16 protein-coding genes and 1 other RNA gene are annotated in these 16,402 nt (G+C 65.9%); 6 read left to right on the top strand and 11 right to left on the bottom strand.

Annotated features, from left to right (window positions below; all coding sequences use genetic code 11):
- Nucleotides 1–32 precede the first annotated feature (32 nt).
- Both NP3_RS14180 and NP3_RS14175 read right to left on the bottom strand, forming a co-directional pair.
- Nucleotides 33–746, bottom strand: a complete 714-nt coding sequence (locus NP3_RS14180) for a helix-turn-helix domain-containing protein (RefSeq protein ID WP_084508578.1) — start codon at nucleotides 744–746, stop codon at nucleotides 33–35.
- A gap of 97 nt (nucleotides 747–843) precedes the next feature.
- Nucleotides 844–1,752, bottom strand: a complete 909-nt coding sequence (locus NP3_RS14175) for an NADP-dependent oxidoreductase (protein WP_063041450.1) — start codon at nucleotides 1,750–1,752, stop codon at nucleotides 844–846.
- Between the two features lie 248 nt (nucleotides 1,753–2,000).
- On the opposite strand from NP3_RS14175, the gene NP3_RS51485 reads away from it, so the two are divergent.
- The gene (locus NP3_RS51485; RefSeq protein ID WP_373864756.1) at nucleotides 2,001–2,921 is read left to right on the top strand and encodes a QcrA and Rieske domain-containing protein; all 921 of its coding nucleotides are present in this window, start codon (nucleotides 2,001–2,003) and stop codon (nucleotides 2,919–2,921) included.
- Here the strand turns inward: NP3_RS51485 and NP3_RS14160 are convergent, their stop codons facing one another.
- The 3 genes from NP3_RS14160 to NP3_RS14150 all read right to left on the bottom strand — a co-directional run bounded on the left by NP3_RS14160 (nucleotide 2,922) and on the right by NP3_RS14150 (nucleotide 5,642).
- On the bottom strand, nucleotides 2,922–3,830 hold the full coding sequence (locus NP3_RS14160; RefSeq protein WP_063041444.1) for an EamA family transporter: 909 nt from the start codon (nucleotides 3,828–3,830) through the stop codon (nucleotides 2,922–2,924).
- Between the two features lie 40 nt (nucleotides 3,831–3,870).
- Nucleotides 3,871–5,139 carry a glycosyltransferase 87 family protein gene (locus NP3_RS14155; RefSeq protein WP_245720932.1) on the bottom strand — a complete coding sequence of 423 codons (1,269 nt, stop codon included), beginning with the start codon at nucleotides 5,137–5,139 and terminating at the stop codon, nucleotides 3,871–3,873.
- 107 nt (nucleotides 5,140–5,246) lie between these two features.
- On the bottom strand, nucleotides 5,247–5,642 hold the full coding sequence (locus NP3_RS14150) for an ankyrin repeat domain-containing protein (RefSeq protein WP_040694299.1): 396 nt from the start codon (nucleotides 5,640–5,642) through the stop codon (nucleotides 5,247–5,249).
- A gap of 111 nt (nucleotides 5,643–5,753) precedes the next feature.
- Here NP3_RS14150 and NP3_RS14145 point away from each other — a divergent pair, with 111 nt between their 5' ends.
- Entirely contained in the window at nucleotides 5,754–5,951 is a 198-nt protein-coding gene (locus tag NP3_RS14145; RefSeq protein WP_084508582.1) for a hypothetical protein, read from the top strand.
- A 51-nt stretch (nucleotides 5,952–6,002) separates the two neighbouring features.
- Entirely contained in the window at nucleotides 6,003–9,047 is a 3,045-nt protein-coding gene (locus NP3_RS14140) for an ATP-binding protein (RefSeq protein ID WP_063041438.1), read from the top strand.
- Nucleotides 9,048–9,067: 20 nt separating this feature from the next.
- On the opposite strand, the gene NP3_RS14135 is transcribed toward NP3_RS14140, so the two are convergent.
- A complete protein-coding gene (locus NP3_RS14135; RefSeq protein WP_063041436.1) occupies nucleotides 9,068–9,931 on the bottom strand; it encodes a helix-turn-helix transcriptional regulator in 864 nt (287 codons plus the stop codon).
- A 102-nt stretch (nucleotides 9,932–10,033) separates the two neighbouring features.
- Between NP3_RS14135 and NP3_RS14130 the strand changes: the two genes are divergently transcribed.
- A complete protein-coding gene (locus NP3_RS14130; protein WP_063041483.1) occupies nucleotides 10,034–10,783 on the top strand; it encodes an SDR family oxidoreductase in 750 nt (249 codons plus the stop codon).
- Between the two features lie 54 nt (nucleotides 10,784–10,837).
- Here NP3_RS14130 and NP3_RS14125 read toward each other — a convergent pair whose 3' ends face one another.
- Nucleotides 10,838–11,737 carry a phosphotransferase family protein gene (locus NP3_RS14125; RefSeq protein WP_063824766.1) on the bottom strand — a complete coding sequence of 300 codons (900 nt, stop codon included), beginning with the start codon at nucleotides 11,735–11,737 and terminating at the stop codon, nucleotides 10,838–10,840.
- A 155-nt stretch (nucleotides 11,738–11,892) separates the two neighbouring features.
- Between NP3_RS14125 and NP3_RS14120 the strand changes: the two genes are divergently transcribed.
- Entirely contained in the window at nucleotides 11,893–12,189 is a 297-nt protein-coding gene (locus NP3_RS14120) for an acyl carrier protein (protein WP_063824765.1), read from the top strand.
- 117 nt (nucleotides 12,190–12,306) lie between these two features.
- On the opposite strand, the gene NP3_RS14115 is transcribed toward NP3_RS14120, so the two are convergent.
- Both NP3_RS14115 and NP3_RS14110 read right to left on the bottom strand, forming a co-directional pair.
- Nucleotides 12,307–12,663: a hypothetical protein gene (locus NP3_RS14115; protein ID WP_063041434.1), complete on the bottom strand. Its 357-nt coding sequence runs from the start codon at nucleotides 12,661–12,663 to the stop codon at nucleotides 12,307–12,309.
- 231 nt (nucleotides 12,664–12,894) lie between these two features.
- Nucleotides 12,895–14,193: a serine hydrolase domain-containing protein gene (locus tag NP3_RS14110; RefSeq protein ID WP_063041432.1), complete on the bottom strand. Its 1,299-nt coding sequence runs from the start codon at nucleotides 14,191–14,193 to the stop codon at nucleotides 12,895–12,897.
- Nucleotides 14,194–14,426: 233 nt separating this feature from the next.
- Here NP3_RS14110 and NP3_RS14105 point away from each other — a divergent pair, with 233 nt between their 5' ends.
- Nucleotides 14,427–14,861, top strand: coding sequence for an Ig-like domain repeat protein (locus NP3_RS14105; RefSeq protein ID WP_157124303.1), 435 nt, complete (start codon nucleotides 14,427–14,429; stop codon nucleotides 14,859–14,861).
- 55 nt (nucleotides 14,862–14,916) lie between these two features.
- Here the strand turns inward: NP3_RS14105 and ssrA are convergent.
- Both ssrA and NP3_RS14095 read right to left on the bottom strand, forming a co-directional pair.
- Nucleotides 14,917–15,288, bottom strand: a transfer-messenger RNA (tmRNA) gene (gene ssrA / locus NP3_RS14100).
- Between the two features lie 197 nt (nucleotides 15,289–15,485).
- Complete coding sequence (locus NP3_RS14095) at nucleotides 15,486–16,349, bottom strand: DMT family transporter (protein ID WP_174566214.1); 864 nt, start codon at nucleotides 16,347–16,349, stop codon at nucleotides 15,486–15,488.
- Nucleotides 16,350–16,402: the final 53 nt, after the last annotated feature.

Genomic DNA, 16,402 nt, shown 5'->3' with positions numbered 1-16,402 from the left:
GGCAGAACGGCCCGGTCCACTGAACGAACCGATCAGCGAAGATTCTTCTCGATTTCGCGGGCGGTATGTGCGACCAGGCCGGGCAGATTCGGCGGAAACTGTTGGGACAGCGAGATACAGCCGATCGCGGCCGCATCGCAAATCCCCGGTTGACGGATTGCCGCTGCGGCACAACATATCCCGGCGATCAGTTTGTGATGGTCAACGGAAACCATTCCCGCATCGACGATTCCGGAGCAGACTCGCTGCCATTCGGCGGCCGAATAGGTCGGCGGCGGGACGGTATTGTCGGCCCGTCCCGCGAAAAGCACCTGCGCCAGCGCGGTGCGATAGACCAACTCCGGATCGGCGGCGGTGTTGAGGAAGAACTCGGCGCCTTTGATCCCGGAAACCATCCGAACCTCGTCCACGTCGAGAATGCACACCGCGACAGTCGAATTCGTCAAGGCGGACAATACCCTGGCGGGCCGTTGCGCGGCCCGGCGCAGAATCGGCGCGGCCTGCCAATGCCGCCCGAGCTCGGCCATCCGCTCGCCGACGAAATACCGCTGCTCCACCCGCTGCACGGCGCCCAGCGCCACCAACTGCTCGGCCAATCGATATGCGGTGGCCTTCGCCAATCCGGTGGTGCGTGCCAGTTGCGACAGTCCACAGCCCTCCGGTGCCGCCGAAATGGCCTCCAGTATCTGGAAACCGGCGTCGAGCACACCGCGGCTCGTTCCGTCAGCCGATGGGCTATCGACCATCGCGCCCGTCCTCCTCCTTGCCGCCGCTCCTATCGGCACACGGCAAGAAAAGATGGTACGCCGATTGTCGTTCGCAACAAGGCGTTCCGGACCGGGGTCAGCTCACGTTGAGGACGACCTTGCCTGGGCCACGCCCCTTTTCGCTTTCCTCCTGGGCGGCTGCTGCCCGCTCGAGCAGGAAGGTCCGCGCCTCGCCCGGCAGCCGGAACGCACCGCTGGCGACGCGTTCGGCGACCTGCTCGAGCAGTTCGGTAGGCCGCTCGGGACCGCTGCCCGCGAGGAAGGTGATGCCGAGTTCGCGGGCCGCCGGATCGACGATCGTCACGATCCGGTCGGTGCCGCCGCGCAATTCGATGGCGGCGGGCAGCACACCGTATCCGGCCGCGTCGAAAACCGCGTCGATGCCGTTCGGCGCGAGTTCGCGGACGCGCTCGACCAGACCGGCGCCGTAGGTGGTCGGGGTGGCGCCGAGTTCGCGCACAATATCCTGATTGGCCACGGAAGCGGTGCCGATCACGGTGACGCCCTCGGCCACGGCCAGTTGCACCGCCATCGACCCGACCGCACCGGACGCACCATTGATCAGCAGCGTTTCGCCCGGTTGTATTTTCAGTGCCGCCAATGACTTCTCCGCCGCGGACACCGCGACCGGGAGCGATGCGGCATCCGGCCAGGACAGTTCCTCGGGTTTCTTCGCGACGGCATTGCTGAGGGTGTACTCCGCGTACGCCGCGACCGCCCAGCCCAGTACCTCGTCGCCGACCACGACATCGGTGACATCCGGACCGACCGCGTCGACCACCCCCGCGATCTCACCACCCGGATACTGCGGGAACACCGGTTCGCCGAAAGACAGTGCGCCGGAACGGATCTTCCAATCCACCGGATTCACCGCGGTGGTCCGCACCGCGACTCGGACCTGCCCCGGGCCCGGTTCCGGGATCGGGATGTCGACGATCTGCAGTACGTCCGGACCGCCGAATTCGTAGAACGCAATCGCCCGCATCGGCCCAGCCTACGGGTCGAACCGCGCACTTACGGGTAGCGCCGCCAGGTTTTCTCAGGAGAGTCTCATCGAACACCCACCCTTGGTCTCAGAACCGTTGCGTTCAATGGCCGATGGCTGCCCCGTCCGGTCCCAGTCTCACCCGGGCGGTAGGCAGCGCCAACTTCGGCAAGAATCCGAAACGACCTCGAACCTAATCGGCGGCTATCTCGTAACTCCTACTACAACGAGCCGACAACGCCGAGGTCATGATGAGCGTCGAACACGTCAACCGTCGAACAATCGTCATCGGAGCAGGGGCCGCGGCAGTTGTCGCGGCCTGTTCCACGAGCGAAAGCTCGTCGACACAAGTCACCTCCACTACCTCCACCTCAGTACCGACGACGACATCGAGTTCCATTGCCGCCGAACCGCCGCCGCCCCCGACCGAGGTGCCTGCCGGGCCGGAACCCACCCCCGGCACCGCGCTCGCCCGCACCTCCGACGTACCGATCGGGTCCGGGGTGTTACTCGGCGATACCGTCGTCACCCATCCGAGTCCGGGTAATTACCAAGCTTTTTCGGTGATCTGCACGCACGCGGGCTGCGCCGTCAACACGATCAGTGGCGGCACCATCAATTGCCCTTGTCACGGCAGCAGATTCAATCTCGACGGCTCCGTCGCAACCGGTCCGGCCACCCAACCGCTCGCCGCGCGGACCATCTCGATACAGGGGGAATGGATCGTCGCAGGCGCATTCGCAGCGCTACCCGCCGCACAGCAAGAGGTCCGGGAGCAACCCGCACCGGCACCGCAGGTCGAGGCAGGCGCACCGGAGAACGCCATCGCCCGCGTCTCCGACGTACCGGTCGGCTCCGGGCTCATCCTCGGCGACACCGTCGTGACCCAACCGAATCCCGGTAATTTCCAGGGCTTCTCGGTGATCTGCACACATCAGGGCTGTGCCCTCAACGAAATCGCGGGCGGAACCATCAACTGTCCTTGTCACGGAAGCAAATTCAATCTCGACGGATCCGTGGCGACCGGTCCGGCTAATGAACCGCTGTCGCGCCGCGAGGTATCGGTTCAGGGCGACTGGATCGTCGCGGGCGCACCGGCGACACCGCCGGTGATCAAGCCGTGGTGGTGCGAGATCCCGATCTTCGCGCCGGGTAGTGCGGACTGCTGACTACTTCCGCCGTGCGGTTCGGGTGGCTCCGATAGAGGCCGCCACCACGCAGATGACGCCAACCCATTGCGCCGCGTGCATGATCTGGCCGAGGACAATCAGCCCGGCGAGTGCGGCGGCCGCCGGTTCCAGGCTCATCAGCACGCCGAAGACGCGCGGTGGAATGCGTCGCAGCGCTTCGAGTTCCACGGAATACGGCAGCACCGACGACAGCATCGCGACCGCGAAACCGGCTGCGAGGACCGAGGGCTGGAACAGTGTGGCGCCCGCGTCGGCAATGCCGACCGGGACCATGAGCACACCGCCGAAGGCCATCGCAATGGCCAATCCCCCACCGCCGCTGGTCCGGTCACCGAGTGCGGCACTCAGCAGAATGTAGCTCGCCCACAGCGCTCCCGCGGCCAGCGCGAACAGCACACCCGACCAGCCCACATCGCCGCCCGCCTTGGTCAGCAGCAGTACGCCGCCACCGGCGAGTACGGCCCACACCGGATCGGTCCAGCGCCGCGAGCCGACCAGTGCGACGGTGAGCGGCCCCAAGAATTCGAGGGTGACCGCAATACCGAGCGGAATCCGGTCGATGGCCTGGTAGAAGCACAGATTCATGGAGGCGAGCACGGTGCCGTAGCCGAGCACCACCGGCAGCGCGCGCCGCTCGATCCGCAGCGCGGACCGCCAGACGACCAGCAGCACCACCCCGGCGAAGAACAGGCGCAACGTGACCGCACCCGCGGCCCCGGTGGCGGTGAACAGCTGCTTGGCCAGCGCCGCGCCGACTTGCACGCTGACGATCCCGATCAGCACCAATGCCGTCGGCGGCACCCCGCCGAGCCCGCGCGCGTGCACCGCACGCAGGGGCGTCAGCGGCCACGCCGACTTCGGATTCCGTTCGATATCGATCGCGACCACGCGGCGCCCTCCGTCCAAAATCCCAGCATCCCAGAAACTGTCAGGCCGCCGGGCGAGGACCTGCCAGATCGACGAGATCGGTATCCTTCGGCGCGGAATCGCGTTCGCTCGCTTGCGACTTCGCCCGCTTTCCGGCAACGAGATACGCAACGACCAGCAACACGCTCAACCACACGTAGGTGTTTCCCCACAGGTGTTGCCAAGGCGTCCAAGCCAATTCACGGCGATTGTCGCCCGGCAGCCAGTTCTGCGGCCCGTACACGAATGCCGCCGCGGTGAGGACGATCGCCACATACCAGCCGATCGCCCGACCGCGCGACAGTGTGGTCGCGTAACAGACCATCGCGAACAGCGCGGGCGCGATCATCACCCAGTGATGCGACCAGGAGATCGGCGATACCAGCAGCGTGAAGACGGCGTTGATCGACAGCGCGAGCGCGGGCACCTCGGCGGCCTGCCGCATGGCCGGGACCACCAGCGCGAGCAGCGCCGCACTCAGCACCAGCCACAGCACGGTGAACAGCGGCTTCTCCACGCCGAATCGGGCGAGCACGGCCTGGATCGACTGGTTGGTGTGGAAGGAGGAACCGCTGAGTCCGGAGACATTGCCGAGGCCGCCGAACCAGTAGTTGACCGATTCCTTGGGCAGGATCGCGAAGCTGAGCGCGGTCGCGACCGCGCCGGTGATCGCGGCTGTCACCGCAGCGCGATAATCCCGGCGCACCAGGAAGTAGAGCACGAATGCGGCCGGTGTCAGCTTGATCGCGGCGGCAACGCCGACCAGCATGCCGCGCCGCCATTTCGGCTTCGCGGTGAGCGCGTCCGCGGCGACCAGCACCATCAGCAGCAGGTTCACCTGTCCGAAGTCCAGTGTGGAGCGAACCGGCTCCAGCAGCATGGCCAGCGGTGTCGCGCAGGAGGTGGCGAGCAGCGCGAGTTGCAACGCGCCGCGCTCGGGCCAGCGGCGCCGCGCGACCAGATACAGCGTGACGGCCAGCGCGAGCGTCGAGGAGATGAAGAAGGTGAAGGCCGCGGCATCCCATGGCAGCAACGCGAACGGGCTCAGCACCAGTGCGGCGAACGGCGGATAGATGAACGGCAGGCCGATGCCGATCGTGGTCTGCGGCAACTGGCCGTACATATCCGCGCCGTCGCGCAGCGCCTCGATGCCGAGCCGGTAGACCTGCAGGTCGATGAACCCACCGGTGATCCGGTGAAAGGGCCACAGCGGCGCCATCAGGCACCAGGTGGCGAAGGCGACGAGCAGCACCGGCACCAGCCACACCGCGCGCCCGAATCGTCGGTTCACGGGCTTCGACCTATCTGGGGTGGTGACACTACTCATCCGCGGCGACTATACCGACCCGCACGAACGCAGCCGAATCCGCGTTCTTGCTCATGGCAATCGGTCAACGCTCAGGACGCCCCGAACAAGCCGAGCAGATCGTTCTTGCCGAACATGGCGGCGGCGGCCCGCGCGGACGGTGTCCCGGCATCCGGATCAGCACCGGCGGCGAGCAGTGCTCGCAGGATCTCGGTCTCGCCTTTGAAGACCGCACCGGCCAGCGGGGTCTGTCCCTTGTCATTGGCTCGATTCGGGTCGGCATCACGCGCGAGCAGCACTTGGACGGCGTCCTGATGACCGTGGTAGGCGGCCAGCATGAGCAGCGTGTCGCCGTTGTCGTTGGTGAGGTTCACCGGGACCCCGGCATCGAGGTACGCCGTGAGCCGCTCGGCATCGCCGTGCCGAGCCAGATCGAAGATCTTGGTGGCGAGTTCGATCAGGTCCGGGTCCGTCTCGTCATTGCCCATCTGCCAGTCCTACCACTCGAGATGCGCCGGAGACGGCAGTTGTCACGGAATGATTCGGCCTGTCGCGGTCGATAACAGTTTCATAACTCGCCGAACGGGTACCCCATGAACATGACAGTGACGCACAAGCGATTTCACCGCCCCGCCGGTGTCGATCGTGGAACCGCGCTGCTGGCCTCGGCAACCTGCCTGATTTTCGTGGCCGGCATCGCCACCATCACCCGTTCCTTCCCGACCAGCGCGGCGGCCGCCGGATGCATCGCGGCCGGACTGGCCGTGACACTCGGCATCCTCCCGCACAGTCGTTAGCCGATCCACCAGAACGTCGACTCCACTGCCCGATACGGCAGGCTTACTGCCGTGCGTGTATTGCTGCTCGGCCCCTTCGAGGTCCGCGATGACGAGGACCGACCGCTTCGGATCGCCGGGGTCAAGGTCCGCGCATTGCTGGCCCGGCTCGCCATGGAACCCGGCCGGGTCGTGCCCGCCGACGCACTCGCCGATGCGATCTGGGACGGACGCCCGCCGGATAACGGTGCGAATGCGTTGCAGGCCTTGGTGTCTCGCGTCCGGCGCGCGGTCGGCACGACGCGGGTCGAGGGACTCGCGCCCGGTTATCGGCTGGTCATCGATCCGGTCGATGTGGATGTCGTCCGGTTCGAACGCCTGGCTGCGGCCGGGCGGGAATCGGATGATCTGTCCGCATTGCGCGAGGCCGAGTCCCTGTGGCGGGGTCCGGCGCTGACCGAACTGCTGGAGCTGCGGTTCGCGGCCGATGCGGCGGTGCGGCTGGACGAGTTGCGGCTCGGCGCGGCCGAACATCGGCTCGGGCTGGAAGTCGCCGCGGGCAATGATGTCCTCGACGAAGTGCGCGCGCTGACCGAGGCGCATCCGCTGACCGAGCGCATCCAGGGCCTGTTGATTCGTGCGCTGTATGCGGCGGGTCGGCAGGCCGATGCGCTGGCGGCCTTCGAACGCATCAGGGATCGGCTCGGCGACGAACTCGGCATCGACCCGTCACCCGAACTGAGCGAACTGCACCTGTCGATTTTGCGGCAGGAATCCGCGGCGCCGCGCCGACGCACCAACCTGCGCGCCCAGGTCACGAGTTTCGTTGGGCGCGAAGACGATGTGGCCGATTTGACGGCGCGACTCGCGGCCGCCCGGCTGATCACCATTGTCGGACCGGGTGGTGCGGGTAAGACTCGACTCGCCGTCGAAGTGGGCGAGCGGGTTTCCGGTGGCGTCTGGCTGGTCGAACTCGCCGCGGCGCGCGATCCGGAACAGGTTGCGTCTGCGGTGCTCACCACGATCGGTGTGCGAGAGGTGAGGGTGCTGGAGCCGTCGGCGGGGGATCCCGTCGATCGGTTGACGGAATTCCTTGCGCGACAACATGTCCTGCTCATCTTGGACAATTGCGAACACCTCGTCGATGCGGTCGCCGAGCTCGTGGACCGGCTGCTCGGTGCGTGTCCGGAGCTGCGTGTGCTGGCTACCAGCCGGGAATCACTCGCGGTCGATGGCGAACACATTCACCAGATTCACCCGCTGCCCTGGCCCGATGATGCGGCCGCCGCCGAAAGCTCTCCTGCGGTGCGGCTTTTCGTGGAACGCGCGCGAGCGGTCCGTCCGGATTTCGCGCTCGATGCCGGTACCGCCCTCGCCGTGGTCGAGATCTGCCGACGGCTGGACGGTTTGCCGCTGGCGATCGAATTGGCGGCGGCGCGGCTGCGGGCGCTTTCGGTCGGCCAGATCGCGGCGAAGCTCGATGATCGGTTCACACTGCTCGGTCGCGGCAGCCGGACGGCCCAGGCCAGACATCGGACACTGCGTGCGGTCATCGAGTGGAGTTGGGCGCCGCTGTCGGAGCCCGAACGTGAACTTGTCATGTGGCTGGCGGTCTTTCCAGCCGGTGTGGCCCTTGATGCTGTCGACGATCTCGAGTTCCTCACCGGGTTGGTGGACAAGTCGTTGGTCGAACGCGGCGGCGAGCGATATCGGATGCTCGAGACGATCCGGTCGTATGCGCTGGAACGGCTGGCGGAGTCCGGCCGGATGGATGCGGTTCGCGGCAGGCAGGCGCAGTACTTGCTGCGTCTCGCCGAATCGGCGGAGGCCGAACTGCGGTCCGCCGCGCAGCTCGATGCGCTCGCTCGGCTCGATACCGAGCGCGACAATATCGCCGCCGCATTGCGATTCGCGGTCGACACCGGTGCTGTCGAGTTGGGCATTCGGCTGATCGCGGCAATGTTCTGGTACTGGACGTTGCGCGGGATCCACAGCGAACGGCTGCACTGGATGCGGGCTGTGTCGGAGCTTCAGGGCGGGGTGCCGGACGAGCTGCGGGCATTGCGCGGTGTGCTCGATGGGTTGTCGAGGTATGAGGGCGGAGCGATCGAGGACGGGACGCGGGCGGTGGCGGCCGGTCTCGAAATCGCGAGGAGCTCAGGTTTACCCAGTGGACCTGCTCGTACGGTGTTGCTGGTAGCGCCCGCATTCCTCGAGGGGCAGGGCCTTTCGGCTTCATGGCCAGGGCTCCTCGGATGGGAGCGGGGTTTCGCACTCTTACTCGGCGGTACGAGCATCGATCAATTGGTCAGTGCGAAAAAGGAGTTCGAGTCAGTCGGCGAACGCTTCGGTCTGTCGACGACACTTCAGTCGATCGCGGAGGACCAGCTGCGCCGTGGTGATCTTTCTGGGGCGATCAGTTCGCTCACCCGTGCCGCTGCGGCCTTCGAAGAGCTCGGCAGTGCGGGTGATGCCGCGGCCGTCCGTGCCGAATCGGCCACCGCACTGGCTCGACTCGGCGAACTCGACCGTGCCGAAGTCGCGCTGGCCCGGGCCGGACAACACGTCGAGGCAGCCGGAGAGCCAGGTACCGCGACTTATGTGCGGCTTGCGCGTGCGGAGTATTTGCTGCGTCGCGGGGACCGGAAAGCGGCACTGCGTGAACTCGAGCGGGCCGAAACCGGTCTCGCGAACACCGCCTTCGGTACTCGAATCCGGTCTCGGAGTAGTGGTTTTCGAGCGCTCATCGCGATTCTCGACGACGATCCGGTGCGGGCTCGGCGGGTGCTCGATACGGCGACCAAGGGGCTGATCATCGATCGAAACGGGTCGATGACGACTGCGAACGGGGCACAACCGGACGATTTGGCAATGTTCGCGCACCTGTATGCCGCGTTGGCAATGCGCGACGGCAACGCAACCGCCGCGGCCCGCTTACTCGGTGCGGCGGCCGCCATGCTCGGCGCAGAGGATAGGCGCGGGTACGACAATCTCGTCGCACCGGCAGACCGAGCCCGCGAAGCACTCGGTACTGAAGCCTTCACCACTGCCTATGAGAGCACAGCGGGCTCGCAACCCACTGCCGCAATCGAATTCCTGCGGTCACAGGTGCCGTGAACGCCGATTCCGAAACCGAGTCAGCTATCCGAATCCGCTGGTACGGAAGTTGATTCGGGTACCTCACCCGCAACGATCATGCCGAGCAACGCGAGTGCGCGCTCATCGGCCGAATCCTGCTCGGCGTGATAGGCGATGAGGATCTGGCCCGGAGCTCCGTTGACCGTGAACGTTTCGTAGGACAGTGTGAGGTCGCCGACCAACGGATTGCGAAAACGTTTGACGCCCGCGGTTTTCGCGCGCACGTCATGACGGGCCCACAGCCGCCGGAAATCCTCGCTTTTCAGCGTCAATTCGCCGACCAGTTCGGTCAGGCGCGGATCGTCGAGATCGGTGCCCGCGGTGGCACGCAGGCTGGCGACGGTATCGGCGGCAATGCTCGGCCAGTCGGCATAACACGCACGCGCCTGCGGGTCCAGAAAGATCGCCCGCACCATATTGACGCCCTCGGCCGAACAGGAGTTGACCGCGGTGGCCAGTGGATTCGCGGCGAGCACATCCATATGCCGACCGAGTACCAATGCGGGCGTATTCGGCCAGGAATCCATCAGACGCAACAGCCCGGGCGCGACCCGCTCGGGCCGTCGAGTTGCCCGCTTGCGCCGCGCCGTCGGACGCGCCAACTCGCGCAGGTGCGCGATCCCTTCCTCGTCCAACGCGAATACCCGGGCCAATGCCTCGACGACCTGCTCGGACGGATGCTTATCCCGTCCCTGTTCCAGCCGTACGTAGTAGTCCGCGCTCATGCCCGCGAGCATGGCCACTTCCTCGCGGCGCAGTCCGGCCACCCGCCGCTGGCCGCCACCCGGAATCCCGAACTCCTCCGGACGCGCCAGTTCGCGGCGGGCGCGTAGGAACACGCCCAATCGGTTCTCGGAGTCCATGCATCCGAGGGTAGGACAACCGGGCCTGGCCTGGGTGGCCCCGCTACTACCAGGAAGTCCGCAGCCTGGCGGGTAGCGATCTCGGATACGAACGTGGTGCTCATGACAAACAACCTCGAAGGCCGCACCGCGGTAGTAACCGGAGCATCCAGTGGTATCGGCGCCGCCACCGCCCGACAGCTCGCACACAACGGCGCCCGCGTCGCCCTGCTCGGCCGTCGCAAGGATCGGATCGAAGAACTGGCCGCCGAGATCGGCGGACCGACCCTCGCGGTAGTCGCCGATGTGGCCGATCGGCAGTCAATGCGCGACGCCGCGGCGACGGTGCGCGCGGCATTCGGCCCGGTGGACCTGGTGGTCGCGAATGCGGGCGTCATGCTCGCCGCGCCGTTCGAAGCCGCAGACACCGACGAATGGGACCAGATGGTGGGGACCAATATCAATGGATTGCTCTACACCGGAAGGGCTTTCATCGATGACCTGCTCGCCGCGGCACGCGATGGCCGCCGCGCGGATCTCGTGCATGTCGGCTCGATCGGCGGGCATACCGTCTTCCCCAACTACGGCGTCTACACCGCTACGAAGGCCGCGGTTGCCCATCTCACCCGCAATCTGCGCGCGGAACTCGGCCCGCGCGGTGTCCGGGTGAAGAACATCGAACCCGGATTCGTCGAAACCGAACTCGGTGCTGGGATGCGCGATGAAGAGCAGCGGGCCGGGCTCACCCAGTGGCGCAGCGAACTCGAAATCCTGCGTTCGGACGATATCGCCGATACTATCGCCTACGCCGTCGCCGCACCGCCGCGGGTCAATGTGGCCGAGCTCATCGTCGTACCGACCCAGCAGGGCTGAACTCGATGCGGCGGACGTCCTGCCGGACGTCCGCCGCTCACCGTCAGAAGCGGGTTATGCCAGCGCCGTCCATCCGTCCCACACCCGTGGGCCGATATCGCCGCGCACACAGGCCAGGCGGAGATCCGCCTGCTCCTGGTACTCCGAATTCGCGGCGGCCGCCTGTGCGGCCATCGTGGCCATCCGGAACTCCCGGATATCGCGCAGCAGGTAGAAGCCGTCCCAGCGCATCACATCACAGCCGTAGGCCTGGCAGTACTCGCCATACTGTGCATCGGTGATCCAGCCGAACGACGCGCATTCGATCGCCGCATGCACCAGATCCCATTCCGGTGGGCCGATCGACACCAGTCCGGTATCGAGCAGGATCACGCTGTCGTCCTCCGCGACGACCACATTGCCGCTCCACGCGGCGCCGTGGATGACCGACCACGGCCGTCCGGACGGCAGCGCGGCCCAGCGACCCCGCAGTTCCGCCAAATGCCTACGCAGCCAGGATCTGTCGTCCGCGCTCATGGTGTGCGCGGCTTCGATGCGTTCATCAAGTCCCACGAAGGGCGCCACCTGTCCGATTTCCAAATCGGTCGGCGGCGCCAGCCCGTGCAGCCGTGTCAGCGCCGCGGCCACCTCCGCGGGTGTGCCGACGCGGTGCTGCGGCAACTCGTGCCAGAACGTCACCGCGCGATCGTCCACCACCACCGGCTGCGGAAGCTCGGAAACCACCTGTGCCACTGGAATTCCGGCGGACCCGAGCCATCGAGCGACATCGACCGCGCGCTTGGCGGCACCCTCTTGCCCGGGTGCCCCGATCCGCGCCACCACACCCCTGGGTAACCGGTAGGCGATCTCGTCGGTCACTCGAAGTAGTTGGGCCCCTTCGGCATTGATGCCAGCGCCTGCGCAGGCGACCCGCAGCAACGACCACGTCCCGTTACCAACCCGCATCGCGGTCATTTCCCCATGGTAGCGGTTCGATCTGACGAATTGCATTGATTCACAACCAATCTGACTTGCTATGCCCGGCAACCAGGCCGCTCGGATCGGATCGAGATCCACGCCCGGGTGCACGGGCCGGAGTCTTCGCATGAGAGCCGAAGATCTCTACGGCCGTGGTCATCACGTCCGTCGCGGACGCGATCGGCCTGAAAGAAACCCGGATCAGCCGGGAGTCGTCGCTGATCGACGAGCTCGGCGCTGAGTCGATCGACCTGTTGGATATGTGGTTTCGCATCCACCGGGACTCCGGTGTGGAGATCTCCGGCGCCGATGTCGCCGCGCTGTTGCGTGGCGACATTCCGGACGACGGCTTCGCCGAGCGAGGCGGTCAGCGAGGCCGGGTTGGCCCATCTCGAGCGAGCACTACCGCAGTTCCGCCGCGATTCACTGGCCCGCCCACTGCGAAATGATCAGGTGCACAGTCTGGTAACCGTAGGCAATCTGATCGATCTGGTGCATTCGCTGGCCGCGCAGCACAGGACCGAGGCTACGCCGATGAAGATGGAAATTGAACCCCGCGGCCCCTGCTAGCCCGACTCGCCGGGGCCGATCGTGAACGAGACGCTGCGACCGCGGGCATCCAACCTGCCATCGCCCCAACTCGCGCTGCCATAGGCGTCGACTTCGATGGCGTACTCGCCGTCGGCCAGATCAACCGGTAGCCGCACCGACGCCGACGGTCGTCGGTCCACGAGGTCCAGGTACATCCGCTGCGGATCGCCGCCGAGCACCACCAGGAAGATCCGTGCGTACTCGAACTTTTTGCGGGCAGCCGATGCGTTGGCGGCCGACCATGTGATGCCGAGCGATCGGCGCGCGGTATCGGTGAACTCGACGGCGACTCGCAATGTCGCCTCGCCCTCCAGCCCGGACCGGTACCGCACGGCTTCCTCCTCGTGTGCCTGCTACGTCGCATTATCTTCCGGGCCGCGTCGACCGCGCGTTAATTCAGCTCACGCGGTTTCCAGCTGATTCATGCATGGCGGTCCCGCAGGATCCGCTCCGTCTCGTACTGGGGTAACCCGATGAATTCAACTCGATCGCCGTGGTCAGGCCGATCAGGCCTGCGCCCGCGATGAGTACGTCGGTCTCATCCATCCGAGATCACCTTCATGTCATCGACCGGGGGTAGTCGCCTCGGTGGTGCTGGTCGGACTCGCGCCGGTGGTCGCCACATCCTTCCCCGGCAGGGCATCGGCACCGTAGAAGGTCGGCAGCATGCCTTTGACCAGCACCAGAGCGGACCCCTCACCCGAGGGAACCGTCGCAAGGTTCGTGGCGACCACGATCGTGAGGTCCGATGCCGGGTCGTGGCCCATGAAGGTCATGAAACCCGGGAGCTGACCGTCGTGTCCGATGAGGTGAGTACCGAATCGCACGATGCCGAGGCCGTATCCGGCCTGGTCCGGGTCGGCCGGATCGATCGGCTGAATGCTGTCCAATCGAGTCTTCTGCATCTTCGCATCGAGCAGACCACCGCCGACGAGCGCCTTCACATACGTCGCCATATCGGCGGCCGTCGAGATCGCACCACCGGCGGTCCACGCCCAAGAGACGTTGATATTTGTTTGGTTGCCCGGTTTCAGGGTGCCCGCGACGGCCTCGGCCTGTTCCGCGGGAGGAAGTGCGTAGGTGTCGATGGTGGAGACGTTGGTGCCGAAGGCATAGCCCTGGGGATGCGGATCCGGAATCGAGGAGTCCGTGGGCGCAGGCAGTGATGTGTGCGTAAGGCTCAGCGGTTCGAAGATGCGCTTCTGAAAACTCTCGGCGGCAGTCATTTTCGTGAGCTTCTCGATGACCAGGCCGAGCAGGATGAAGTTGGTATTGCTGTATTCGAACTTTTCGCCGGGTTGGAAGTTCACCGGGTGCGCGAACGCGATGGCCAGCAATTCCTCCGGCGTATATACCTTCTGCGGCTCGTTGTCGAGCGCGGCATTGAACTGCGGGTCGAAGGTGTAACTGTATAGCCCGCTTCGCATTTCGTTCAGCTGAGCAATCGTGATCCGATCACCGTTCGGCACGCCGGGCCAATACTTGTCGATGGGGTCGTCGAGCGAGAGCTTGCCATCCTGCGCCAACTGCAGGATGACCGTCGACGTCATCGTCTTGGTATTACTGCCGACGCGAAAGTAGTCGTCGACTTCGATCGGCTCGCTCGTGCCGATGGCACGCGTACCGAATGCCGCGGCCCAATCGCCTTGCTTCGGCGATTTGACGACAACCACAGCGCCCGGAATGGCGTTGTCCTTCATCAGCGTGGTTATCACCGGCCGGATAGCGGCGACGTATGCGGGCTCGGCGCCCGACGCGGTCGATTGCGTGGAAGTTCCGGTGGTGTCCGTCGACGTTCCGCAACTCGTGATGATCAACAGCCCGGCCGCGATGCACGCGGCGATGCCTGTCCTGTGTCCCATAACGCTCCGTCCGAGGTTTGCTGGAACGTGGCTATGTAGCGCGGAGCAACACTAACTCCGTGCCACACGGTTTCGGGCGGGAATGCCGGGCAGCCGTCAGCTCGGGCGATGCTCCGACCTTTCCGAAGATTCTCGGCGCGGCCTGCGCCGACGTGATCCGCGTCTCAGGTACCGTGCGACGACCTACGCCCGGGCCAGGAGCGGCTCGGTCGGCACAGCGAAAGGCGGGCATGATGGGCGGACTCTCGCGCGGCGCAGCCGGTGTGGCGCTGGCGGCTGCGTGTCTGGCAGTACCGACAACCTTTGCACCCCAAGCGAATGCGATGATCGCCCCGACGCTGTCGGTGACGATGGTCGGCCCGGCACTCGGCGCGAACAGTATCGCCGCGGTCGGCTGTGGGCAGACTGCGCAGGCAACCGTGCAGCGCCCCGACGGCACTCCGGTACAAAGCGGTGTCGTCGAATTCACGAGCCGCCTGCCCGGCCTCGGCGGAAATATCGTCGGGACCGTACCGGTCACCAACGGCACCGCGAGCATCCTCTGGATTCCCGACACCGTCGGCCAGCACATCGTCAGCGCCGTCTACTACGACGGCCCGCCCGACTACCAACCAGCAGCCGGATACACCACCGTCACCGCAATGAACCTCGGCGGCATCTGCCTGTAGTTCCGAACGATCCACCGAAACGACAAAGGCCCGGTCCGTGTGGACCGGGCCTTTCGAGTGGAGCTGCCGGGAATCGAACCCGGGTCCTCCGCCGCGTCTTCAGGGCTTCTCCGTGTGCAGTCCGCTAGGTCTCTACTCGGATCTCCGGGTCTCGCGAACAAGCTCGGATGACGATCCCAGTCGCTGTTGGATGTCCCGTCCGACTCCGCGACCGAGCCGGACGGTAATTCCCTCTAGCTGATGCCAGTACCCGGGTCGAGGGACGAACCCGGACTGACAGAGACGACCTGCTACTTAGGCAGCGAGGGCGTACTCGCGCTGATTGGAATCGGCGCTTAATTGGTTGCAGCGACGCTTACGGTGGTCTCTTGCCTGCACCGACACGCTTCCCCTAAATCTACGTACGCAGTCGAAACCGTTCAGCCCCGTACGTCCCGACACCTTGTCGGGCTAGTCATGTTAACACTCGGCGACCCGCTGTTCATTCCATTATCCCCATACCCGAATTCAGTCCTCTGACCTGCGCGGAATCAGTTGCCGGGCGCACCACACCGTGATGTCACTGCCGTACATCCAGCCCCATCAGTCGCACCAGCATGCCGGGTCAGGACCCGGCGAACTCGATCAGGCCGCCGCGATCAAGCCGACCGCAGCGAGCGCCAAAACCATCCCGACCTGTTGCTGTCGCCCGACCCGCTCACCGAGTAGGGCCATCGCCAGCAGGACGGTCGCGGCCGGGTACAGCGAGCCGATCACGCTGACCAGCGAGAGCATCGAACCATGGAAGGCGTACAGCAATGCGGCATTCGCGATGGTGTCCAGCACCGCGATATAGGCCGCCAACCGCAGTGGTTCACCGCGCAGCGGCCGGAACTCCCCCACTGACAATGCGATGAGCCAGACCATCGGGCTTGCCGCGCCGCGTTGGGCCAGCAGCGGCCAGACCCCGGCACTCGCGTTGGTTTCGTGCAGGAAGACGAAGGCGAGTCCGAAGGCCGCACCCGAACCGATGGTGAGCAGCGCGACCTTCCTGGTGAATCGCAGCTCACGCCCACCGGTGATCTCCTCGGTGACGTCATCGGGCGACTCGCGGCTCACCAGGTATACCGCACCGAGCGCGAACACGATGCCAGCGATGGCGAGCGGGCCGGGGCGTTCGCCGAGCACCAGCCCGACCAGCACCGGAATACCCGCGACCAGCAGGGCCGTCAGCGGCGAAACCACCGCCATCGGACCGCTGGCGAGCGCGGCATAGAACCACCACACCGCGAAGCCGCTCGCCACACCGGCCGCCAGTCCCCACAGCATCGATGCGGTGTCCGGAGTGCCGTCGAACAGTGGCAGCAGCGCGAGGACGAACAGCACCGACATGGGATAGGAAATGATCACGACGCGCAGGGCGGTCACCCGCCGCGATGCCACCCCACCGAAGAAATCACTGACGCCGTAGCCGACCGCGGCCACCAGCGCCAACAGAACGGCGGTCAGCGCATACCCTTGATCCGCCGCCCCAATTCTCGGGTGACCTCGCGCTCGGCGGT

The sequence above is a fragment of the Nocardia pseudovaccinii NBRC 100343 genome (assembly GCF_001613225.1).
GTDB classification, from domain to species: Bacteria; Actinomycetota; Actinomycetes; order Mycobacteriales; family Mycobacteriaceae; genus Nocardia; species Nocardia pseudovaccinii.
This window is presented reverse-complemented; position numbering and strand designations above follow the sequence as displayed.